The following is a 21,214-nucleotide window of genomic DNA, read 5'->3' as shown; positions in this document are numbered from 1 at the left end:
CTTTTAAAACCCTATAAAGCCCCCTGCCGAAGGCCTATGGCCGTTCCCTACTCGGGTGAGTCCAGACGCTCGGCACATTCGGCCAGGGTTGCATCCTGCGAACCCGAAATCTGCAGGAGCAGGCGCATCAGCTGCGCGCCCTCGCGGCGAATCATCGGGAGCAAGGCCGCACGCGGGGAAGCGGAGTAGAGCTCCACGAGCACGCACACCGTGACCGCGGTGCACACCGCGAGATCCTCGGCCAGGTGCGCCTCGAGCGGAGCATCATCGAAGAGTGCGGAGTACAGCGCCGGCAGGGCCCGCTGACGGTCCACCCGGTAGCGCGGGTATTCCGGTGACGAGGGGAAGCCCAGCATGGCCTCGACGAAGGGGAAGCCGCGGTGATGCAGGCAGGTGCCCTCAGCGTCCACGATGCGCACCGGTGCCTCCTCGGCCGGGCCGATAAGCACGTTCTGCGGCGAAAAATCGCCCGAGGACAGCATGTAGACGCGTCCGCGGTTGAGCTTGAACTGTTCGGGAACGGGCGGACGCTTGGTGAAGAAGGGCTGCACCACGCGGCGGAAGCGGAAGGAGAGCTCCTCCACGGCGGGCGGCAGAGTGCTGCGCGATTCGAGGTCTTCGGGAAGCTCAAAACCTTCGCGGTCCTCGAGGTGCTCCTGCTCATCCACGCCGTAAATTCGCTTGAGGCCACGCTCGGCCAGCGCCGGGGAGGCGATGGCCCCGGGGAATTGCGCCTTGCGGTCGGCGCGGGCCAGGTTCGCGCGGTAGCTTTCCACGGCCTCACCCATGATGCCGGCGCGCGCCAGCGAACGGTAGGCCCCCACGTAGTAGTCCAACGCGTTCAGGGCCTGCTCTTTGGTGCCCTCCGTCAGGGCGTGGGCGACCGAGTACTGCTCACCCTCGGCGGTTCCGGCGCTTACATCCTCGAGCGCGATGACCCGCAGCTCGGCATCGGCACCGTAGAACCGCGGGAAGAGCCCGGGCACCTGCTCGTTGAGGGCCGGTAGGCCGTAGCGTTCGCGCAGGTAGCCGAAGCCGCCGGCGTTCTGCGTGGAATCCTTGCGGCGGTAGCGCTTAAGAATCAGGGAGGATGGCAGGGCCTCGGCGGCCTCCGCGGGGTCGGCTGCCTCAAAGTTCACACGCACCACGACCGAGCGCATGCCGGTGCCCAGAATCCGTACGCTCGCAAGGTCGCGGCCGCCGGATTGCTCCAGGCCCTTCGCCCAGGCCAACATGCGCGAGAGGTTGCGGCGCATCGCGGCGGAGTCTGCGCTCGCCTGGGGCGGCACGGGGGTGTAGAGGGCGATGGCCTCCTCGATGAGGGCATCATCGGTAGAGCCGGCCTCGGCGCTAGGGGAGCGCTCGGCCTCGGGGGCGACCTCCTCCGGGTTTAGCGCCTCGGGAGCCTCCGCCTGCTGTGCGGGGGCATCGGAAGAGCCAGAGGAATCGTTCGGTGAAAAACGCGAAAAGTTACTACTAAGGGAAACCTGCATAGAGCCATTATCCCCCATCGGATACCCTATAGGGCATGACTTCGACCCTCAGCGATTCCGCCCAGACCACTGAAACCAGCCCCCGCACCTACGAAGTGCGCACTTTCGGCTGCCAGATGAACGTGCACGACTCCGAACGAATGTCGGGTCTGCTCGAAGCTAACGGCTACGTTCGCGCTGAGGAGGGCGTCGAACCCGACCTGGTTGTTTTCAATACCTGCGCGGTGCGTGAAAACGCCGCTAACCGCCTCTACGGTAACCTCGGTCAGCTGGCCCCCGTCAAGCGCCGCCATGAGGGTATGCAGATTGCCGTGGGCGGCTGCCTGGCGCAGAAGGATCAGGACGCCATCATCGAGAAGGCGCCCTGGGTGGACGTCGTGTTCGGTACCCATAACATCGGCTCCCTGCCGGCCCTGCTGGAGCGTGCCCGCCACAACCACGAGGCGCAGGCCGAGCTGCTCGAATCCCTCGAGGTGTTCCCCTCGACCCTGCCGACCAAGCGCGATCACGTGTACTCGGGCTGGGTTTCTATCTCCGTGGGCTGCAACAATACCTGCACCTTCTGCATCGTGCCCTCGCTGCGCGGTAAGGAGAAGGACCGCCGCCCCGGCGACGTGCTCGCCGAGGTTCAGGCGCTGGTCGACGACGGCGCTATCGAGGTGACCCTGCTGGGCCAGAACGTGAACTCCTACGGCGTGGAGTTCGGCGACCGTCAGGCGTTCTCCAAGCTACTGCGCGCCTGCGGCGAAATTGAGGGCCTGGAGCGTGTGCGCTTCACCTCCCCGCACCCGGCCATGTTTACCGACGACGTGATCGACGCGATGGCCGAAACCCCGAACGTCATGCCCGTGCTGCACATGCCGCTGCAGTCCGGTTCCGACAAGGTGCTCAAGGACATGCGCCGTTCCTACCGCTCCAAGAAGTTCCTGAACATTCTGGAGAAGGTGCGCGAGCGCATCCCGAACGCCGTGATTACCACCGACATCATCGTGGGCTTCCCCGGCGAGACCGAGGAGGACTTCCAGGAGACCCTGAAGGTTGTGGAGCAGGCTCGTTTCTCCTCCGCGTTCACCTTCCAGTACTCGATTCGCCCCGGCACCCCGGCGGCGACCATGGAGAACCAGATCCCCAAGGAGGTCGTGCAGGAACGCTACGAGCGCCTGATTGCCCTGCAGGACCGCATCGCCGGCGAGGAAAACCGCAAGCAGCTCGGCAAGACCGTTGAGCTGATGGTCGTGGCGGAGGCCGGTCGTAAGGCCGAGCAGACCCACCGTCTCTCCGGTCGCGGCCCGGACCAGCGCCTCGTGCACTTCTCGGTGCCCGAGGGATGCGAGGCTCCCCGCCCCGGCGACATGGTGACCGTGCCGATTACCGAGGCCGGCTCCTTCCACCTGATTTCCGATCCGACCGCCGAGCAGTACAGCCTGCGCCGCACCCGCGCCGGCGACGCATGGGACCGCTCCCAGGCGGATTCCTGCGGTACCGGCACCACCCAGGTTCCCGGTGCGCCGGTGGGCCTGGGCATGCCGACCATCGGCCTGCGCCCCTAATCTTTCATAGCGAGTCGTGCGCCCCGTTCTTCGGGTCCTCATCCTCACCGCGAGTGGGGCAGTGGGAACCGGTAGAATGGGGCGCATGACTATCTCCGAAACTCTGCCCGTTATCGCTATTGTGGGCCCGACCGGCACCGGTAAGAGTGCGCTCGCGATTGAGTTGGCTCTGCGCCTGAATGGCGAGTGCATTAACGCTGATTCTATGCAGTTCTACCGGGGTATGGATATTGGTACCGCGAAGGTCACCGCGGAGGAGACGCGAGGCGTTCCGCACCACCTGCTGGACATCATGGACGTGCGGGATGAGGCGTCCGTAGCGGAGTTTCAGGAGCGCAGCCGCGAGCTGATTGAGCAGATTCGCGGCCGTGGCCGCTACCCGATTCTGGTGGGCGGTTCGGGCCTGTATGTGCGCGCCGCCCTGGATAAGTTGGAGTTTCCCGGCACGGATGCGCGGGTGCGCGAGCGCCTCGAGGAGCAGGCGCGCACCGAGGGCATCGGGGTCCTGCACGCCCGCCTGGCGGAGGTCGATCCTGAGTCGGCTGCGCGCGTGAAGGACGAGCGCCGCATCATTCGCGCCCTGGAGGTGTTCGAGGTGACGGGCCGCCCGTTCTCGGCGTTCATGCCGGTGCGCGAGTACGTGACCGAGAGCGTGCAGATTGGTCTGGATATGGATCGTGCCCTGCTGCATGAGCGTCTGCACCGCCGTGTGGAACTGATGCATGAGCGCGGCCTGCTGGACGAGGTGCGTGCCCTGAACGAGCAGGGTTTGCAGGAGGGGAAGACCGCCTCCCGCGCGATTGGTTACGCGCAGTTTGCCCGCGTCCTTGAGGATGCGGACTACAGTGTGGAGCAGGCGATTGGGGACACGACGATTGCCACCCGCCAGTTTGCGCGCCGCCAGCTGACCTGGTTCAGGGGAGATGAGCGTGTGCACTGGTTGGACGCGCTCTCACCCACCCCGGTCGATGAGGCGTTGGCTACAATTTTGCAAAAATAAGCAAGCAGAAGTACTAAATTCGGGGAAGTTGGGTTACTCTGAGGGCATATTCGACTCAACCATAGAGGAAATATGTCACTCACATCACATGCGAAAAATTCTGCCACTCTGACCGCGGCAGAATCCACTCCGCGTTCCCTCTACGATGCCATTCTAGGCGGAACGAATTCGCTGAACTTTATTCGCTTCGTTCTTGCAAGCTCCGTTATTGTCGCCCACTCAGCGCCGCTTATTAAATACAATGCTGGAATACTGGGTATTCCTGCTCCCATTTACATTGATTCGTTGGGGCATTGGGCCGTTAACCTCTTTTTCTGTATCTCTGGTTTTCTCATTGCGCACAGCACACAGAGGGGTACAGTGATTGGGTATTTGAAGCGTCGCGTCCTCAGGATTTTTCCGGGTTACTGGGTGTCTCTACTCTTCGTTGTCTTCGTTTGTGGACCGATTTCAGTTGCTACCGGTCATGCATCTGACCCCTTCTCTTTTAAGAGTGCGGCTGGATATGTCCTTCGAAACTTTGATTTGCAAGCTAGGCAGATTACTTTTTTGGGTGGACCTACGGGAATCCCGTGGTCAGGTATTTGGAATGGATCTACTTGGACTCTCCGATATGAGTTCCTTGCATACCTTGCGTTGATTCCTATTTTTTATATTTCGTTCATCCGAAAAAGTTCGAAGTGGTTAGTGCCAAGCATCTTTGTGATCTTTTTTGGTGTATTTCAATTTTTCCACTTCACTGGCTATACCCCCGATAGCTTTGTGAACAATTCTCTCCGTCTTGGCATGTATTTCTTTGCCGGGACCCTCTTCTACGTATGGGGCAAGCGAATTGTGTATAGCGCTTCTCTGGGAATTGCCTTAACCTTTATCAGCTTTGTAGCAACTTTCTTCTGGGAAAGTGAAATGACGGGTTATATGGCTTTGCCTGCTACTTACGGGGTTTTGGCATTGAGCGCAGCTATTAAAACCCGTTGGTGCAGCAAGAACGATATCTCTTACGGTGTGTATATTTACGCGTTCCCGGTGCAGATTCTGTTGATAATTTTCGGTAGTGCATCGTTGGGCTGGGTTCTGAACGCCATCATCACTTTTGTTATCACCGTTGGTCTGGCGTGGCTGTCTTGGCTGTATGTTGAGAAACCTGCGTTGGCTTTGAAGGACCGAAAGCTTCTGCCCATTCGCCGTAATCGCCCCACAGACACCGTAGCGGCATCTTCGTAAACGATAAAAGTATTCCGTCTATTTCTGCGTCTTTCGGTGAACTCGATAAACTGACCGAGTAGACCGGAAGCCGCGGAAGTATTTCTAAGGGAGAAAGCCTGGTCCGCAAACTGGCGCGGTAAAATCATAGACGGACAGGTCCCCAACGTTTAAGGACAGCATATGAGCGAGAACCCCTCCACCTGGGGCGAGCTGGCAGGACTGACCCTCACCAAGGGTCACGGCACCGGCAACGATTTCATCTTCGTGACGGATGAAAAGTCAGAGATTGCCCTCACCCCCGACCTGGTCGCCCGCGCCTGCGACCGCCACTTCGGTATCGGCGCGGACGGCTTCATTCGCGCTGCCCGAAGCACCTCTTCCCGCGGCGGCCAGAAGCTCCTCGAGGAATACCCCGACGCTGTGTGGTTCATGGACTACCGCAACGGTGACGGCTCCATCGCCGAGATGTGTGGCAACGGCGTGCGCGCCTTCGTGGACTACCTGCGCACCGAGGGCCTGATTGAGCTTGAGGTCGGCCAGACCGTGCAGATTGCCACCCGCGCCGGCGTGAAGACCGTCGCCCGCACCGAGGAAGGCTACGCCGTCGACATGGGCCCCTGGAGCTTCATCCATGGTGACGCCGCCCGCGAGGGAGGCGAGGACTGCCTGGTGTCCGCCCGCGGCCTGAAGACCCCGCGCGCCGGCCTGTCCATCTCGATGGGCAATCCGCACACCGTGGTCATGCTCGGCTCCGAGGGCAAACTGGATGGCCTGGACCTGCACAGCCAGCCGCAGGTCAATCCCGCACCCGCAGATGGCACGAACGTCGAATTCGTGGTGCCGGTCGACCTGGAAAATGACGGCAGCACCCACGTGGGCGCTATCCGGATGCGCGTGCACGAACGCGGCGTGGGTGAGACCCTCTCCTGCGGTACCGGCGCCTGCGCGGCTGCCGCAGCCACCCGATTCTGGGGCGGCGAGGAGGCGCCGGACGAATGGCTCGTGCACGTGCCCGGCGGTACCCTGGCCGTCACCTTCGTGCTCGGCCCGGACGACCTTGAGCATGTGGTGCTGGCCGGCCCGGCGCAGATGGTTTCGACCGTGGTGCTGCGCTAGGGGAACGAGCTAAGGTACTGCGCCCGGAACACGGCCTGAGCGTGCAGAGATTTAATATAGAAAAGCGGCGGGTGTTTTCTGAGATTCTTTCAGAAAACACCCGCCGCCGCTATGTCTTAAACGGTTGGCGACATTCGCCGAGCGGTTTTAGCCGGGTGGCTTTCGCCGGGCGGTTTAGGCCCCGTGGCGGTGCACCAGCAGAATACGGAAGCCCTTCGCCGTTGCGTAGCGCGACACCTCAAACTCGCCGGGGTACAGCTCCTCCAGCTTCGCATCCAGCCACTTCTGCAGCGAGTCGGAGCCGAGGTTCTTCTGCACCACCAGGTACGCGTCCCCCTCCGGGGCCAGGCGCGGCAGCCAGGTCAGCAGAATTTCGTGCAGAACCTCCTTGCCCACGCGAATCGGCGGGTTCGACCAGATGGTGTCAAAGCGCAGTTCGGGATCCACCGAGTCGGGGGTTCCCACGGTGACGTTCGGCAGCCCGAGCGCGGCGGCGTTGCGCTCGGTCAGGCTGATAGAGCGGGAGTTGACGTCCACCGCGTGTACCTGAGCCTGCGGGGCGAGCATCGCCAGGGTCAGGGTGATGGGGCCCCAACCGCAACCGATATCGAGGAGGCGCTCGCCGCGGGGTTCGGGGGCCTCCTGAAGCAGGATGGCCGTGCCCTTATCGATGCCGGAGGGGCTGAAAATGCCGTTGGCGGTGGTGACGGTGACCTTGCGGCCTGCCAGCTCCACCTGCACGGGGCGGGGCTTGAACTCCGTCTCGGGGGTCTCAGAAAAGTAATGCTGCTCGCTCATGCTATCCAGTGTACCGGGAGGCCCGCACCGGCCCGGTTCCCGGGGGGCAGAACGGCGTCCCGATCCCGCCTGACGCTCCTGGCCCGCACGGCCCAGCGTTCCTGGCCCGAACGGTGCTGTGCCCGCCTGCACGCCCTGAGCGCACAGGTGACCAAACCCCCTACCCGAGCGGGGCAACGGCGGTAGAATGGAAGGCGTATGACTTCTAAGAATAATTCCGTATCTGAGGCCGAGAAGTTGCCGAGCGACGAGCAGCTGCGCCGCACCGTGGACCGCGTTCTGGGCCGCTCCCAGTCCGCCTCCTCACTGACCACCTACGATGCCGCGGGCACCGCGCATCACGAGAGCGCGCCGACGCGCGGTAGCCGCCGCGTGCTCGACACCCGCGCGCGTGAAATTTCCGATGTTCAGCGTGAGCACTCCGAGTTCGATGGAGATCAGGAAGACCTCGCCGAGCGCCGCGCCCTGCGCCGAGTAGCTAACCTTTCCACCGAGCTGGAGGACGTCACCGAGGTCGAGTACCGCCAGCTGCGCCTGGAACGCGTGGTGCTGGCCGGCCTGTGGACCGAAGGCACCGTCGAGGACGCCGAAAACTCCCTGCGTGAGCTGGCCGCGCTGGCCGAGACCGCCGGCTCCGAGGTGCTGGACGGCCTGGTTCAGCGCCGCCTCAAGCCGGACCCGGGCACCTTCCTCGGCTCCGGCAAGGCCCTGGAGCTCAAGGACATCGTGGAGGCCACCGGCGCCGACACAGTGATTGTCGACTCCGAGCTGGCTCCCTCCCAGCGCCGCGCCCTCGAGGATATCGTCAAGGTGAAGGTCATCGACCGCACCGCCCTGATTCTCGACATCTTTGCACAGCACGCTAAGTCCCGCGAGGGTAAGGCGCAGGTTGAGCTGGCTCAGCTGGAGTACATGCTGCCGCGTCTGCGCGGTTGGGGCGCCTCCCTGTCCCGTCAGGCGGGTGGCCGTGCCGCCTCCGGTGAGGGTATCGGCTCGCGCGGTCCCGGTGAAACCAAGATTGAGATGGACCGCCGCCGCCTGCGCGCCCGCATGGCCAAGCTCAAGCGTGAAATCGCCGCGATGGCCCCGGCCCGCGAGACGAAGCGCCTGAACCGCCGCCGCAACCGCGTTCCCTCGGTGGCTATTGCCGGCTACACGAACGCCGGCAAGTCCTCCCTGCTGAACCGTCTGACCGACGCGGGCGTGCTCGTGGAGAACGCCCTGTTCGCAACCCTGGACCCGACCGTGCGCAAGGCGCAGACCCCCGACGGAATCGGCTACACCCTCTCCGACACGGTGGGTTTCGTGCGCTCGCTGCCGACCCAGCTGGTGGAGGCGTTCCGCTCCACCCTGGAGGAGGTTGCCGACGCCGACGTGATTCTGCACGTGGTGGATGCCTCCCACCCCGACCCGGAGGGCCAGATTCGCGCCGTCCGCGAGGTCTTTGCCGAGGTGGACGCCCGCCACATCCCCGAAATCATTGTGTTGAATAAGGCGGACGCCGCCGACCCGTTCGTGCTGGAGCGGATGCGCCAGCGCGAGCCCGAGCACGTCATCGTATCGGCACGCACCGGCGAGGGCATCGAGGAGCTCAAGCAGAAGATCGCGGACACTATTCCGCGCCCCTCGATTGAAGTCAAGCTGCTGATTCCCTACAACCACGGCGAGATTATTTCGCGCTTGCACGAGTGGGACGCAGAGATTAAGAGCACCGACTTCGTATCGGACGGCACCTTCGTGACGGCGCTGGTCCGCGAGGACGTCGCCTCGGACCTGGCCGAGTACGTGTTGGAGGGCGACCTGCTGGAGGTTCTGGAAGAGGAACTGGCCGAGGCCCGCGCCTTCACCGCCGAGGCCGATAGCGCCGAGACTCGCTAGGATCCGGTTAACGTGACGCAGAAGATGACAGGACGCGCCGGCGTGCCCAAAAACGCCTCCGGGACTGCACCCGAGGGCACCCGATTCACCGGGCAGGAGCTTGAGACCCTGCCCGGTGCGAGGGATGCCCTGAACCTGCTCGACGAGGTTGTGGAGGCCACGGGCGGGCAGAAACGTGACGGTCAGCGCACGATGGCGGCGCACGTGGCGCAGGCCCTTGAACTGCAACGACATCTGCTCGTGCAGGCCGGCACCGGCACCGGTAAGTCTCTGGGCTACCTGGTTCCGGCTCTCGCTCGCGTGGGGGAGTCCGACCAGCCCATCGTGGTGGCTACCGCGACCCTGGCCCTGCAGGCGCAGATCGTGAACCGCGATATTCCGCGTCTTCTGCAAGCACTGGAGCCGCGCCCGGAGTCGCAGGCGCAGGTGGCCCTGCTCAAGGGCCGCAACAACTACCTGTGCCTGCACAAGCTTGAGGGCGGCTACCCCGAAGAGGAACAGGATGCCCTCTTCGACATGCCTTCTTCGACCTCCCGCGTGGGCGAGGAAGTCGTGCGCCTGCGCGAGTGGGCTGACCGCACGGAGACCGGCGACCGCGACGAGCTCAAGCCAGGTGTGTCCGATCGCGCGTGGGCTCAGGTCTCGGTGAGCGCGGCCGAATGTCTGGGCCGCCGCTGCCCGCTGGTGGAGGAGTGCTTTAGCGAGATGGCGCGTAGTCGTGCCGCCGAGGCAGATATCGTCATCACGAATCACGCCCTGCTGGCCATTAACGCTTTCGAGGGCATGAAGGTTCTGCCCGAGCACGAGACCGTCATCATCGACGAGGCCCACGAGCTGGTGGACCGCGTGACCGGTGCGGTTTCCGGATCGCTGACCGTTGCGATGGTTCGCCGCGCCGCTCGAGGCGTGAAGAAACACTCTAAGGCCGATTCCGGGGCCCTGGAGATGGCCGCCGGAACCCTGGAAACCGCACTGGAGGGCCTGCCCGAAGGGCTGCTCAACGGCCTCGACGGTCGTCTGCTCACGGCCCTGTCCGCGGTGAACGATGCGGCCCGCGCCGCGCTCTCCGATACGAAACCCGACGGACAAGAGGCCGACGCCGGCCTACAGATGGCCCGTTCCCGCGTCTCGGAGGTGCACGAGGTGAGCAACCGCATCCTGGAGGCTTCGGCTGAGCAGGATGTGCTGTGGGTTTCACGTCAGGGCGGCTGGGAGAACGGCCGCTACGTGGCCGCCTCCGATACCGACCCCGCGACCCTGAATATCGCCCCGCTGAGCGTTGGCCTGCAGCTGCGTGACGGTCTGTTTGCCGACCGCACCGTAATCCTAACGAGCGCGACCCTGACGGTGGGCGATTCCTTCGATGTGGCCGCCGGCGCCCTGGGTTTGCAGGGGGAGGGGGCTCCCCGCTGGACGAGCATCGATGTGGGTTCGCCCTTCGACTACCGCAAGCAGGGCATCATATACGTAGCCGGGGATCTGAAGCCCCCGGGATTTGGCGTGCACGAGGGCCAGCTGGAGCGACTTCGCGAGCTGTGCGAGGCGTCCGAGGGAGGTGCCCTGGGGCTGTTCTCCTCGAAGCGTGCAGCCGAGCGCGCCGCAGAGTATATGCGTGAGCACAGCGATCTGAATATTCTTCTGCAGGGTGAATCCTCGCTGAAGGCCCTGGTGGAGGAGTTTAGCGAGGATGTTGACTCGTGCCTATTCGGCACGATGAGCCTGTGGCAGGGCGTTGACGTCCCCGGAGACTCCTGCCGTCTGGTGGTGATGGATCGCATCCCGTTCCCGCGACCGGACGATCCGATTGCGCAGGCCCGCACGGAGTCGGTGAACCGTCATCGCGGTAACGGGTTCATGGCCGTCTCTGCGCATCACGCGGCTATCCGCATGGCGCAGGGCGCGGGTCGCCTGATCCGTTCGGTGAATGACCGCGGGGTCGTGGCGGTTCTGGATTCGCGACTCGCAACGAAGCGCTACGGCGGCTACCTGATGAGGGCCATGCCGCCGATGTGGCCCACCCAGAATAAGCAGGCCGTGGTGGGTGCGCTGGCCCGTCTCTCGGAATCCATCGACAGGTAGCCCGTCTACCGTGTGCTGAGCGGGCCATTGTGTATTGAGCGGGCGGCGCGTTTTCCCCGCAGGGCTATTTCCCCGTAGAGTCAGAGAAAAGCCCCCGGCACTCGCAAACTTGCGAGTGCCGGGGGCTTTGTTCGTTATGGGCTTTGGAAACGCTGAAGTCTCAAAGGACGTAGCTACCAGATCGGGGCGTTGGCGCCGGGAGGCATAGCACCCCATGATGTTCTCGCGAAGAGCGGGGATTAGAGGCTACGCAATACCGAAACAACCTTGCCCATGACGGTGGCGCGGTCACCCATAATCGGTTCGTAGCTTGCGTTGCGCGGCATGAGCCAGGTGTGGCCATCAACCTGGCGGAAGACCTTCACGGTGGCCTCATCGTCCAGCAGGGCGGCCACGATGTCGCCGTTGTCGGCGGTGTGCTGTTCACGCACGACGACCCAGTCGCCATCGCAGATGGCGGCGTCAATCATGGAATCGCCCTTGACCTTGAGCATAAAGAGCTTGCCGTTGCCGACCAGCTGGCGCGGCAGGGCGAGTACATCTTCCACAGACTGCTCGGCGGTGATGGGGCCGCCCGCGGCAATGCGACCGACGAGGGGGACGGGTACGAGGTCGTCCTCGCCAACCTCAAAGTTCGGAAGCTCAGGCAGGGGAGTGTGCATGCCGGCGCCGTTTTCGTCGAGCACCTCGATGGCGCGCGGGAGCTTGGGATCGCGGCGAATGTAGCCCATATTTTCGAGTCGGCCAAGCTGATGGGTGACCGAAGAGAGAGACGCAAGACCCACCATATCGCCAATCTGGCGCATGGATGGCGGATAGCCCTTCTGTTCAATCTCGGTGCGGATCGCGTCAAGAATCTTCTGCTGGCGCGCGGTCAGCGCCGGGCGGGGTGCTGTTGCCATATCTCTTCCTTTGGTCTGTGTCGCCGAAGGCTGCTGTACCTTCGGCGGAGCACGGATGGGTTGTCCACGTGTTCGTCATACGGTGACGTATATCGCACGGCTTAGGTGAAACATACCCCTTATCTCGTCAGGGGTGGATTAGATTCTAGATCCGTCGCGAGTCACGCCCCGCCATGATGGAAATCATCACGAGCGTGTGGAACATCTCTTGACACAAGTGTAGAACACTCTACCGACAAATTCAAACAAATATACTAGATTTTTTCTTCGAAACCGGGGGAATTTTTAGTATGTATCTGCTAGACTTTAGAACACGGATTCGGATACAGTAGAAAACCCTCCCGATTTTCGGGGTACAAACGGGGTATTCTCCATGTAATTCGAATACTCGTTCTGCCTTGCGGGTCTGGAAGGGGGTCGTCGAATGTTCGAGAGTATTCGAACGAGAAACCGAATGACCTTCCTTAAGTCGAAGGGGAGTTCTGGGGAACGCGTCTGCAAGACAAAACCCCGAACGTTCCTTGACCCGATGTGTCGGGTCCCGGGCAGAAAAACGAACAACCACACTCAACTCACCCGCCGAGTCTCGAGAGAGCCGGCACCGTTCACCCCGGCGGATTACCGCGGGAGTGAGCTTGAGAGAAAGGAACCACAATTATGACCGCAGCTTCTTTGGCCCCTCACCGTGCCTCTGCGTCTGCTACCCTTCCGGAAGGTTTGGTGGTACTTCACCCCGCGCACGCACGGCAGTCCGCGCGCATCGCTCGAGGCTCCTCCCGTCGCGCATCCGCTCCTCAGCTTTCTGCCTCTCCGGCACCCGTCCGCCGTGTCTCTCCCGCCGCGACGGCTGCTCGGCCTGCAGCCCCCTCCGCTCCGGTGAATGAACGCTCCGTTTCGGCGCACCTCTCCGGGCAGGGGAGGGAATCGTCTTCTCGTCATGCGGGCCTTGTGCCCTCCGCTATCTCGGGTCTTCGCTCCCTATCGTCTCGCCTTGAACGCTTCAACCCCCTGCGCAATTTCAAGGGGCTGCCCCTGCTGACCCTGGCCGCGCTCGTGGTGCTGGGCGCCATTACCTTCCTCGGCCCTTCCTTCGGCCCCCGTGTTGAGAACGCATCGGCCACCCAAGCCACTGTGACCGTTAAGCACGGCGAGACACTGTGGGACATCGCCCAGTCGGTGAACCCCGGCGGTGATGTCCGTGATACCGTGGTGCGTATTATGGAGATGAACTCGCTGACGAGCACCGCTGTCGACGCCGGTCAGCGCCTCGAGGTTCCCAAGCCGCGCCACTAGGCAAAGCTGTCGAGGCGAGAGCTTCGGCTCACCCGTCAGCGGATTATGAATCGGCTACGAACCGCCTACCGCACTACTCAAGGAGCACGCGATGTCAACACCCTCTCAGTCCCATCAGGACGCGGTCTCCTCACCGCGCCCCGTGGTCGCCGTTCTGGGAGATCCCGGAACTCACGGCGCCATGGTAAAGCTTCTTCGGGATTCGGGTGCGGAGGTCATCGTCACCGCTGACCCGCATCAGCTCCGCGAGGCTGACGGCATGGTGGTTGCCGGTCCTGCCGGTTCCCTTGAGGCGTTCGACGAGCTAAAAGCCAAGGACGCTGAGCGCGTGATTGGGCGCCGCGTGGCCGGTGTCCGTCCGGTGCTCGCGGCCGGTGCCGCCCTGAGCTGCCTTTTTGAATCCGTTGCGGTGAACCACCCACAGCTGGGCAGCGTGCAGGTTCAGGGTATGGGGGAGTGGCCCGGCGAGAGCGTGGAGCTTTCCACCCGGGGCCTGGTGCCCGGCTCCTCCGCGGTGTCCCCCTCGACCGGCAGTCGACTGCTCAAAGATATTGAGGGCGAGGCCCGTTTCAAGTCCGAGCACGGTGTTTTTGAGTGGGCCTTTGACCAGAGCATTGACTATATCGCTCCTCCCGCGGTGAGCTGGACGGCAACCGAACCTCCCTATATTGCCGCGGTGGAGAACGGCCCGCTGACCGCTGTGCAGTTCTGCCCGGTCGTATCCGGTGAGCTGGGTGCGGAATTTATGCGCCGCTGGGTCGGGTCCCTCGCGGTGACCGGCCGGCTGTCGCCTGCCGCCGGTGAATCCGCTACCGGTGGGGAGGAATCATAATGGCTAAACCCATCCTTGAACTTCTGCCGGCCGTCGATATTTCCGAGGGCTATGCGGTACGCCCTGTGGGCGGCACCCTGTCCGGTGGCGAGCAGCGTCTCGATCCGGTCAAGGCGGCGCTCACCTGGGTGAAGGCTGGTGCCCGCTGGATTCATCTGGTTGATCTTGACCTAGCCTTTGGCCGCGGTACGAATACGAATGTTCTGGCGGAGGTTGCCTCCGCCGTCCGTGCCGAGAATACCCGCGGCTCTGCTCCGGTGCGTATTCAGGTCAGTGGCGGTGTGCGTAATGCTGAGAGCCTGGAGCGCGCCCTGAGCCTCAACCCGGACCGCGTGAACGTGACCAGCGCGGCGCTGGCGGATTCTGTCTGGCTTGAAAGTATCCTGGCTCGTTACGCGGATTCTGATCTTCTAGCCCTGGGGCTCGATGCCCGTTACGACCCCGAGCGGGGTTGGGTGACGGTGGCTCGCGGAACCGACTGGTCGGGCCCCGAGGTGGCGGAGGCGCTGGCCTGGCTAGAAAGCGTGGGCGTGCGTCGCTACATTGTCACCGACGTGAGTAAGGATGGCTCGCTGGCTGGTCCCGGCGCGGAACTGCTCGATGAGGTGCTGGCCCAGACCGTCTGTCGGGTGGTGGCGTCCGGTGGCGTGGCGTCGCTGGCGGACCTTGAGAAGCTGCGCGCCATGGTGCCTTACGGATTGGAGGGCGTGGTGCTGGGCAAGGCGCTGTACGTGGGGAACTTTAGCTTTGAGCGGGCACTCGAGGTCGCTGGCTCCCGCTGAATCTCTCCTTTCTGATAAGGCTGTCGGATCCCGCCAGTCCGCGCAGAATATATCGCGCAGAATATATACGGTAAAGCCCCGCCTCCTTCAGCCGAGGGAGACGGGGCTTTACCGTGAATAGATTGGGGGCGACATGGTAGGCCGTCCGGTTCGAGAGATCGGTTTAGTACACCGGGCCGGTCAGCTTCTCGCCGGGGCCCTTGCCGGGTTCGTCCGGGAAGGGGGAAGCCTCACGGAATGCCAACTGCAGGGTGCGCAGGCCATCGCGCAGGGGTGCTGCGTGCTGGGAACCGATTTCGGGGGCGGCAGCGGTGACCAGGCCCGCCAGGGCGGTGATGAGCTTGCGTGCTTCATCGAGGTCCTTGAGATCGTCTGCATTCTCGTCGGAGGCCAGGCCGCACTTGACGGCTGCGGCGCTCATCATGTGGATGGCCGCGGAGCTAATGATTTCGATGGCGGGTACGTCTGCGATGTCGCGCAGCTGCTCATTAACGGCCTCGACCTGCTCCTCGGTGAGCTCGGTGTGGCCGTGGACGGGGGTTTCTTCTCCCGCGGTAAAGCGGAAGTTATTGTTTTCAGTGCTCATAACCCTAGAATCTCACATTTCGTTTAATTCGGTAAATGCGTCCTTAAGAGTGGGTGCTTCTGTGGACTTTCTGGGGGAGCCCCCGCAATTTTTATGGTGTTTTGCGTCTATTTCCTTGCGTCTGTCGGGGATTCTGCGGTATGGTTGTAGGCAGTTTGCAAGTGGAGCATGCCTCCCACCCGGTTGACCGCCGCAGACGTTTGTTTGCGAGTTTTGAGGTGAACGGGTTCGTCCGCCGATTTCGGCGTACGCTGGTTTGTGCCTCCGCTTGTGTAACTGCGGGGGCTTTTTAGTGCCCGCAACGGATAGTATTCACGGGGAAACCCACAGAGCACAGGAGCTAGTCATTAGCGAACCACGCATTAACGATCGTATCCGCGTTCCCGAGGTCCGACTCGTCGGCCCCGGTGGCGAGCAGGTAGGCGTTGTCCCTCTGAAGGACGCTCTGCGCCTGGCTGAGGACGCCGAACTCGACCTGGTCGAGGTTGCCCCGAACGCGAAGCCGCCCGTGTGCAAGCTCATGGATTACGGCAAGTACAAGTACGAAGCCGCAATCAAGGCTCGTGAATCCCGCAAGAAGCAGGCTAATGCCGTTCTGAAGGAGATCCGTTTCCGCCTGAAGATTGATACCCACGACTACGAAACCAAGGTTGGACACGCTCGTCGTTTCCTCTCCGGTGGTGACAAGGTCAAGGCAATGATTCAGTTCCGTGGTCGTGAGCAGCAGCGCCCCGAGATGGGTGTGCGTCTGCTGGAGCGTCTGGCGGCTGAGCTGGCTGAGGTGAGCACCGTTGAGTCTCGCCCCCGTCAGGATGGCCGCAACATGGTGATGGTTCTGGCTCCGCTTCGCGGTAAGGCAGAGGCTCGCCGTGAGCAGGGCGCCGGCGGTCGCAAGGGTCGCGAGCGTATTGACACGACCAAGGCGAAGCCCGTAACTAATTCTTTGGCAGACGCTATGCCTGCCGAGTTGAAGGCACAGGCTTCCGCCGAGTAGGGAACCGGGTCGTCACTTTAGGATGGGCACGCGCCTCCACCGCTCGGTGGGTGTTGCGGGTTCACCCGGTGCCGGTTCCGAGGCACCTCGTCAGGGGTGCCTCACCTTTGGTCCTTGGGGCTGATGCGTTCGCGTACGCAGCCCCACTAAGCTACCCCGCTGTTGTGGCGGGGGATGAATGTAAGGAGAACGGCAGCTATGCCGAAGCAGAAGACCCACTCTGGTGCTAAGAAGCGCTTCAAGCTCACCGGTAGCGGCAAGGTTAAGCGCCAGCAGGCGAACCGTCGCCACTACCTGGAGCACAAGTCCTCTCGTCTGACCCGTCGTCTGGCTTCTGACCAGATCGTTACCGGCGGCCAGGCAAAGGTTGTCAAGAAGATGCTGGGTAAGTAAGCAACGCTTACTCTCTGCACCTGGCGCACCGATAGTGGTGCGCACTGATTAAAGACTCGCTCCTGTTCAGCGTGATATGTGAGCTGTTCAGGACATAAGACGAAGGAGACACACGTGGCACGTGTGAAGCGCGCGGTTAACGCGCACAAGAAGCGCCGTACTATTCTCGATCGTGCATCCGGCTACCGCGGTCAGCGTTCTCGCCTGTACCGTAAGGCTAAGGAGCAGGTCACCCACTCGCTCGTTTACAGCTACGACCACCGTCGTAAGAAGAAGGGTGACTTCCGTCGCCTGTGGATCCAGCGTATCAACGCTGCTTCCCGCGCACAGGGCCTGACCTACAACCGCTTCATCCAGGGCCTGAAGGCTGCTGGTGTTGAGGTTGACCGCCGTATGCTGGCTGAGCTGGCCGTAAACGAGCCCGCTGCCTTCAACGCACTGGTTGAGATTGCTAAGAACAACCTGCCCGAGGACACCTCGGCTCCCAAGGCTTAATTAGCCTAGGTTGTGTTCTTGCCTCGAAGATCTAGGTTCGGGGTAGGATGCTTAAGCGTCGTGAGCGGCCGTCTGCACCGTTGGGTGTGGACGGCCGCTTTTGCTATGCCCCGGTGGGGAAGACGATGATTACCGCTCGGGATGTAGCACCTCGGGATGTTCCACCGATTGCCTCCGTCCATAGGCCCCTATCTCGACCTGTTATCATTCTCGAGTGGAGCTTTGATGGCTTCGGCGTATTATGTGGCTCCACCTTTGCCGTACCCTTAAAGGGTGAATTTTTTTGAACGTATTAGTACCCCCGTTGTGATGTCCAATCCGCAGGCAGATCGTGTGCGCGATATTGCGAAGCTGCGTACCCGCGCTGCCCGCACGAAGAAGGGCCAGTTCCTGGTGGAGGGTCCGCAGGCCGTGCGTGAGGCCCTGAAAGCACACCTGAAGAGCCCCATCCTGGACGCCGTGTACGTTACGGAGGCCGCGTTCGATCGCCACGAGGATATTGCTGAGCTGCTGGAGCAGGTGTACGGCACCCCCACCCCGGAGGAGGGCCGCCGCGTTTTCATGCGAGTGGTGACCGAAGAGGTGCTGGCGGCTATGGCCGATTCGGTGTCGCCGCAGGGTATTATTGCGGTTTCCTTTATGGTGGACGCCTCCTTCTCGCTGCTCTGGGGTGAGGGCGCGTTGAACCCGAAGTTGATTGCTGTGCTGTCTCGTGTGCAGGATCCGGGTAATGCGGGCACGATCCTGCGTGTGGCTGATGCCGCCGGCGCCGATCTTGTGATTACCACCAAGGGCTCGGTGGATTTGTACAACCCGAAGACGGTGCGTTCCACCGCGGGTTCGCTGTTCCACGTGCCGGTTATTCAGGGTGTGGAACTCGAGGACTTCGCGGAGGATGTGAAGTCTCAGGGTACTGCTGTGTTGGCTGCTGACGGCTACGGCGTGGTGAACCTGCAGGAGCTGAGTGAGTACACCGCGGCCCGTCGCGCGGGTGTGGAGACGAGCGCCCCGTCCGGCGTGAAGGGTAATTTTGATCTTTCTAAGCCGACGATGTGGCTTTTCGGTAATGAGGCGCAGGGCTTGAACGTTGAAGAGAAGGCTGCCGCTACGATGCGAGTGGCTGTGCCGGTGTACGGCTCGGCGGAGTCCCTGAATGTGGGTACCGCCGCGGCGGTCTGCCTGTACGCCTCGGCGATGGCGCAGCGCTCGAACGCTCTGGGCTAATACCGTAAGCCCATCATCCCGTGGTGTGCTCTCCCGGCGAGCTGTGTTCGTCGTGGCTGTATCGGGCCGAGGTTTGGCCGTGCCCGCCGCGGGCCTTTTACAGACTTTTGAATAGTGTCGCCCCCGATGGCTCCGTGCTTTTCGGGTTAGCGCGGCCTGCAGAAAGGTAAATATGTCTCAATCCAGTCATTCCGGCCACTCGGGAGCCGGGGCGATTATTGCCGCCCTGGGGGCGAACCTCGGTATCGCCGTCCTGAAGTTCTTGGCTTTTGCTCTGACCCGTTCCTCCTCGATGTTGGCCGAGGGCATCCACTCGGTGGCTGACTCCGGTAACCAGGTTCTGCTTCTTTTGGGTGGCCGCGCCTCCCGCAAGCAGGCCGACGAGGAGCACCCGTTCGGTTACGGCCGTAACCGTTACATTTACGCGTTCATCGTCTCGATTATCATCTTTGCACTGGGCGGTCTGTTCGCCCTGTATGAGGGTTTCGAGAAGCTTCACGACCCGCACGGTATTACCGAGTGGCAGTGGGTTCCGGTGGCTGTTCTGGTGGGTGCGATTCTGCTGGAGGGTAACTCGTTCCGCGTGGCGGTGAAGGAGTCGCGTGGGCTGAAGGGCAAGCAGAGCTGGAGTCGTTTCTTGCGCACCTCGAAGAACCCGGAGCTTCCGGTTCTTCTGCTGGAGGATGCGGGTGCACTGGTCGGTCTGCTGCTGGCCCTGATTGGTGTGGGAATGACCCTACTGACCGGTAACGGTCTGTGGGATGCTTTCGGCACCCTGGCTATCGGTATTCTGTTGGTTTTCATCGCGGCGTTCCTGGCCGTGGAGATGAAGTCGCTGATTTTGGGTGAGTCTGCTTCACCGGAGGATTTGGCGAAGATTCGCGCGGCGATTGAGGATGGCGATAGCGAGCGCATTATCCACATTAAGACCGTGCACCTGGGTCCCGAGGAGATTCTGGTGGCGGCGAAGATTCGTATTCACGATGCCGACACCGGCCGCGCTGTGGCTGATGAGATTGATGCGGCTGAGGTGCGTATTCGTGAGGCTGTTCCTGCGGCACGCATCATTTATTTGGAGCCGGATATTTTCCGGGCTTAGTTCTAGGAGATTTTTGTTATGACCGTTGAGATGATCGTTTATCGTTTGCTAAAGATTTTCGTTGGCCTGATCATTCTTTTGGTGTACCTGCGTCTGACTCACCGTTCTCAGGCGGGGCACCAGACCCCGATTGATACCATCGGTAACTTTGTCATCGGTGGTGTGTTCGGTGGCGTGTTGTACAGCGAGCAGATTAGCCTGTTCTACTTTGTCATCTACATGGTGTTTACGCTGTGCATGATTCAGCTGCTGAATGTGGCGACCACGAAGATTCGTTTTCTGCATATGGCGGTGCGTGAGCAGCGCGTGCCGGTCATTACGGATGGTGATATCGATATTAAGAGCTTCCAGCAGGCAGATGTGGTTCTTGATCCGATGCGCCTGATTGCTGACCTTCGTGCGCAGGGTATTTACGACCTGGAAGACATTGAGTTCGCTCAGATTGAACCGAACGGTGCGCTGAGCGTGATCCGTAAGGGTGACGGTGTGCCGAACTTTGCTCTGATTGTGAAGGGTACCTTGGTCACTCGCGATATCGCGGATGCGCACAAGACCGAGGATTGGGTGTACCTACAGTTGCGTGCCGCTGAGGTCGAACTTGAGGATGTCTTCCTCATGGAGTTCAAGAACGGTAACCGCCTTCTGATTCTGCTGAATGACGGCACTAATATTCGCCGTGAGGTAGCAGAGGCCTCGAATATGAATGATGAGGAAGAAGAGTGGCAGGAAGGCGTGGAGGAAGCTCCTGAGCATGAGGATACCGAGGATGCAGAGCAGGAAGTAGCGGAGCACGCTGCTGAAGATGCGCATCCGACGAAGGAATCTAAAGCGTAGAAGAAGGTAGAGAAAGATGAGTGAAGTGTCGCCCTCGTTTGAGGTTCAGGTGGTTGGCGCCGCCGTGGTTGATTCTTTGGTGGCTCCGACCCGTATGCTGGTGGCTCAGCGTTCTGAGCCGCAGACTGTTGCCGGGATGTGGGAGTTCCCGGGCGGTAAGGTCGAGCCGGGGGAGAGCTGCGAGCAGGCGCTGGTGCGTGAGCTGAAGGAGGAGCTGGGGGTGCAGGCGCGTTTGGGTGCTGAGGTGCCCGGCGCGTACCCGCAGGGCTGGCGTCTGAGCGAGCGTCTGGCGATGCGCGTGTTCTTCGCGGAAATTCTTTCGGGTACTCCGGATACTTTGGAAGATCACAGCGCTCTGCGGTGGATGCCGCTTCCCCCGGCGGGGGAGGGAATCCTCGAGGCCACGGAAGCCGCCGAGATTCTGGCGCTGCCGTGGATTCCCGCGGACTTCCCAATCGTGGAGGCACTCCTGCGTCAGCTCGGTCGGTCTGGGGCGGGTCGGTCTGGGTCGGGCGACGAAAGCTAAGGGCGCGCACCTCGCGTGCCGAGGACACTCCGGTAGCCGTTGCGGCACCTTGACGGAACGTAACGGCATTCACGCGGCGTAATATTTTCGTCCGAATAGTTTTTTCTCAGCTTTTTTTAAAAGTCCACGCGGGG

At 62.0% G+C, this 21,214-nt stretch carries 20 protein-coding genes; 16 read left to right on the top strand and 4 right to left on the bottom strand.

What is annotated here, in order from left to right:
- Positions 1–47: 47 nt before the first annotated feature.
- Positions 48–1,493 carry a hemin ABC transporter substrate-binding protein gene (locus HMPREF2674_RS04505; protein ID WP_070824941.1) on the bottom strand — a complete coding sequence of 482 codons (1,446 nt, stop codon included), beginning with the start codon at positions 1,491–1,493 and terminating at the stop codon, positions 48–50.
- A gap of 35 nt (positions 1,494–1,528) precedes the next feature.
- Here HMPREF2674_RS04505 and miaB point away from each other — a divergent pair, with 35 nt between their 5' ends.
- From miaB to dapF, 4 genes are all read left to right on the top strand, one after another.
- A complete protein-coding gene (gene miaB, locus HMPREF2674_RS04500) occupies positions 1,529–3,043 on the top strand; it encodes a tRNA (N6-isopentenyl adenosine(37)-C2)-methylthiotransferase MiaB (RefSeq protein ID WP_049332750.1) in 1,515 nt (504 codons plus the stop codon).
- A gap of 85 nt (positions 3,044–3,128) precedes the next feature.
- The gene (gene miaA, locus HMPREF2674_RS04495) at positions 3,129–4,043 is read left to right on the top strand and encodes a tRNA (adenosine(37)-N6)-dimethylallyltransferase MiaA (RefSeq protein WP_070824940.1); all 915 of its coding nucleotides are present in this window, start codon (positions 3,129–3,131) and stop codon (positions 4,041–4,043) included.
- Positions 4,044–4,115: 72 nt separating this feature from the next.
- Positions 4,116–5,267: an acyltransferase family protein gene (locus tag HMPREF2674_RS09115; RefSeq protein ID WP_084824428.1), complete on the top strand. Its 1,152-nt coding sequence runs from the start codon at positions 4,116–4,118 to the stop codon at positions 5,265–5,267.
- 162 nt (positions 5,268–5,429) lie between these two features.
- On the top strand, positions 5,430–6,365 hold the full coding sequence (gene dapF, locus HMPREF2674_RS04485; protein WP_070824938.1) for a diaminopimelate epimerase: 936 nt from the start codon (positions 5,430–5,432) through the stop codon (positions 6,363–6,365).
- 174 nt (positions 6,366–6,539) lie between these two features.
- Here dapF and HMPREF2674_RS04480 read toward each other — a convergent pair whose 3' ends face one another.
- Entirely contained in the window at positions 6,540–7,163 is a 624-nt protein-coding gene (locus tag HMPREF2674_RS04480; RefSeq protein ID WP_049332745.1) for a class I SAM-dependent methyltransferase, read from the bottom strand.
- A 198-nt stretch (positions 7,164–7,361) separates the two neighbouring features.
- Here HMPREF2674_RS04480 and hflX point away from each other — a divergent pair, with 198 nt between their 5' ends.
- Together hflX and HMPREF2674_RS04470 are read left to right on the top strand one after the other, a co-directional pair.
- A complete protein-coding gene (hflX, locus tag HMPREF2674_RS04475) occupies positions 7,362–9,041 on the top strand; it encodes a GTPase HflX (RefSeq protein WP_070824937.1) in 1,680 nt (559 codons plus the stop codon).
- Positions 9,042–9,065: 24 nt separating this feature from the next.
- Positions 9,066–11,120, top strand: coding sequence for an ATP-dependent DNA helicase (locus HMPREF2674_RS04470; protein WP_070825065.1), 2,055 nt, complete (start codon positions 9,066–9,068; stop codon positions 11,118–11,120).
- A gap of 239 nt (positions 11,121–11,359) precedes the next feature.
- On the opposite strand, the gene lexA is transcribed toward HMPREF2674_RS04470, so the two are convergent.
- Positions 11,360–12,022 carry a transcriptional repressor LexA gene (lexA, locus tag HMPREF2674_RS04465; RefSeq protein WP_049332741.1) on the bottom strand — a complete coding sequence of 221 codons (663 nt, stop codon included), beginning with the start codon at positions 12,020–12,022 and terminating at the stop codon, positions 11,360–11,362.
- A gap of 657 nt (positions 12,023–12,679) precedes the next feature.
- On the opposite strand from lexA, the gene HMPREF2674_RS04460 reads away from it, so the two are divergent.
- The 3 genes from HMPREF2674_RS04460 to HMPREF2674_RS04450 all read left to right on the top strand — a co-directional run bounded on the left by HMPREF2674_RS04460 (position 12,680) and on the right by HMPREF2674_RS04450 (position 14,929).
- Positions 12,680–13,315, top strand: a complete 636-nt coding sequence (locus HMPREF2674_RS04460; RefSeq protein ID WP_141761803.1) for a LysM peptidoglycan-binding domain-containing protein — start codon at positions 12,680–12,682, stop codon at positions 13,313–13,315.
- A 91-nt stretch (positions 13,316–13,406) separates the two neighbouring features.
- Positions 13,407–14,147 carry a type 1 glutamine amidotransferase family protein gene (locus tag HMPREF2674_RS04455; RefSeq protein WP_070824935.1) on the top strand — a complete coding sequence of 247 codons (741 nt, stop codon included), beginning with the start codon at positions 13,407–13,409 and terminating at the stop codon, positions 14,145–14,147.
- On the top strand, positions 14,147–14,929 hold the full coding sequence (locus HMPREF2674_RS04450; RefSeq protein ID WP_070824934.1) for a HisA/HisF-related TIM barrel protein: 783 nt from the start codon (positions 14,147–14,149) through the stop codon (positions 14,927–14,929). Before HMPREF2674_RS04455 ends, HMPREF2674_RS04450 begins: the two co-directional genes overlap by 1 nt.
- A gap of 163 nt (positions 14,930–15,092) precedes the next feature.
- Here HMPREF2674_RS04450 and HMPREF2674_RS04445 read toward each other — a convergent pair whose 3' ends face one another.
- Complete coding sequence (locus HMPREF2674_RS04445; protein WP_049332734.1) at positions 15,093–15,515, bottom strand: DUF1844 domain-containing protein; 423 nt, start codon at positions 15,513–15,515, stop codon at positions 15,093–15,095.
- Positions 15,516–15,807: 292 nt separating this feature from the next.
- Between HMPREF2674_RS04445 and infC the strand changes: the two genes are divergently transcribed.
- From infC to HMPREF2674_RS04410, 7 genes are all read left to right on the top strand, one after another.
- Entirely contained in the window at positions 15,808–16,509 is a 702-nt protein-coding gene (gene infC / locus HMPREF2674_RS04440) for a translation initiation factor IF-3 (RefSeq protein ID WP_005507875.1), read from the top strand.
- A 198-nt stretch (positions 16,510–16,707) separates the two neighbouring features.
- Positions 16,708–16,902 (top strand): 50S ribosomal protein L35, encoded by a 195-nt coding sequence (rpmI, locus tag HMPREF2674_RS04435; RefSeq protein ID WP_004006287.1) that lies wholly within the window; start codon positions 16,708–16,710, stop codon positions 16,900–16,902.
- Between the two features lie 114 nt (positions 16,903–17,016).
- Complete coding sequence (rplT, locus tag HMPREF2674_RS04430) at positions 17,017–17,397, top strand: 50S ribosomal protein L20 (RefSeq protein WP_005507127.1); 381 nt, start codon at positions 17,017–17,019, stop codon at positions 17,395–17,397.
- A 309-nt stretch (positions 17,398–17,706) separates the two neighbouring features.
- A complete protein-coding gene (locus HMPREF2674_RS04425; RefSeq protein WP_070824933.1) occupies positions 17,707–18,621 on the top strand; it encodes a TrmH family RNA methyltransferase in 915 nt (304 codons plus the stop codon).
- Positions 18,622–18,793: 172 nt separating this feature from the next.
- Positions 18,794–19,720, top strand: coding sequence for a cation diffusion facilitator family transporter (locus HMPREF2674_RS04420; RefSeq protein WP_049332729.1), 927 nt, complete (start codon positions 18,794–18,796; stop codon positions 19,718–19,720).
- 18 nt (positions 19,721–19,738) lie between these two features.
- A complete protein-coding gene (locus HMPREF2674_RS04415; RefSeq protein WP_049332727.1) occupies positions 19,739–20,554 on the top strand; it encodes a DUF421 domain-containing protein in 816 nt (271 codons plus the stop codon).
- A gap of 16 nt (positions 20,555–20,570) precedes the next feature.
- Positions 20,571–21,080 carry a (deoxy)nucleoside triphosphate pyrophosphohydrolase gene (locus HMPREF2674_RS04410; RefSeq protein WP_049332725.1) on the top strand — a complete coding sequence of 170 codons (510 nt, stop codon included), beginning with the start codon at positions 20,571–20,573 and terminating at the stop codon, positions 21,078–21,080.
- The last annotated feature ends 134 nt before the right edge of the window (positions 21,081–21,214 follow it).

The sequence above is a fragment of the Rothia sp. HMSC062F03 genome, assembly GCF_001836905.1.
Classification (GTDB): domain Bacteria; phylum Actinomycetota; class Actinomycetes; order Actinomycetales; family Micrococcaceae; genus Rothia; species Rothia mucilaginosa_A.
The sequence above is the reverse complement of the archived record's forward strand: the minus strand, read 5'-3'. Positions and strand labels throughout refer to the sequence as shown.

Bases quoted from the DNA above. Each gene is read 5' to 3' on its own strand.
- HMPREF2674_RS04505 (WP_070824941.1), bottom strand. From the start codon at position 1,493: ATGCAGGTTTCCCTTAGTAGTAACTTTTCGCGTTTTTCACCGAACGAT.
- miaB (WP_049332750.1), top strand. From the start codon at position 1,529: ATGACTTCGACCCTCAGCGATTCCGCCCAGACCACTGAAACCAGCCCC.
- miaA (WP_070824940.1), top strand. From the start codon at position 3,129: ATGACTATCTCCGAAACTCTGCCCGTTATCGCTATTGTGGGCCCGACC.
- HMPREF2674_RS09115 (WP_084824428.1), top strand. From the start codon at position 4,116: ATGTCACTCACATCACATGCGAAAAATTCTGCCACTCTGACCGCGGCA.
- dapF (WP_070824938.1), top strand. From the start codon at position 5,430: ATGAGCGAGAACCCCTCCACCTGGGGCGAGCTGGCAGGACTGACCCTC.
- HMPREF2674_RS04480 (WP_049332745.1), bottom strand. From the start codon at position 7,163: ATGAGCGAGCAGCATTACTTTTCTGAGACCCCCGAGACGGAGTTCAAG.
- hflX (WP_070824937.1), top strand. From the start codon at position 7,362: ATGACTTCTAAGAATAATTCCGTATCTGAGGCCGAGAAGTTGCCGAGC.
- HMPREF2674_RS04470 (WP_070825065.1), top strand. From the start codon at position 9,066: ATGACAGGACGCGCCGGCGTGCCCAAAAACGCCTCCGGGACTGCACCC.
- lexA (WP_049332741.1), bottom strand. From the start codon at position 12,022: ATGGCAACAGCACCCCGCCCGGCGCTGACCGCGCGCCAGCAGAAGATT.
- HMPREF2674_RS04460 (WP_141761803.1), top strand. From the start codon at position 12,680: ATGACCGCAGCTTCTTTGGCCCCTCACCGTGCCTCTGCGTCTGCTACC.
- HMPREF2674_RS04455 (WP_070824935.1), top strand. From the start codon at position 13,407: ATGTCAACACCCTCTCAGTCCCATCAGGACGCGGTCTCCTCACCGCGC.
- HMPREF2674_RS04450 (WP_070824934.1), top strand. From the start codon at position 14,147: ATGGCTAAACCCATCCTTGAACTTCTGCCGGCCGTCGATATTTCCGAG.
- HMPREF2674_RS04445 (WP_049332734.1), bottom strand. From the start codon at position 15,515: ATGAGCACTGAAAACAATAACTTCCGCTTTACCGCGGGAGAAGAAACC.
- rpmI (WP_004006287.1), top strand. From the start codon at position 16,708: ATGCCGAAGCAGAAGACCCACTCTGGTGCTAAGAAGCGCTTCAAGCTC.
- HMPREF2674_RS04425 (WP_070824933.1), top strand. From the start codon at position 17,707: ATGTCCAATCCGCAGGCAGATCGTGTGCGCGATATTGCGAAGCTGCGT.
- HMPREF2674_RS04420 (WP_049332729.1), top strand. From the start codon at position 18,794: ATGTCTCAATCCAGTCATTCCGGCCACTCGGGAGCCGGGGCGATTATT.
- HMPREF2674_RS04415 (WP_049332727.1), top strand. From the start codon at position 19,739: ATGACCGTTGAGATGATCGTTTATCGTTTGCTAAAGATTTTCGTTGGC.
- HMPREF2674_RS04410 (WP_049332725.1), top strand. From the start codon at position 20,571: ATGAGTGAAGTGTCGCCCTCGTTTGAGGTTCAGGTGGTTGGCGCCGCC.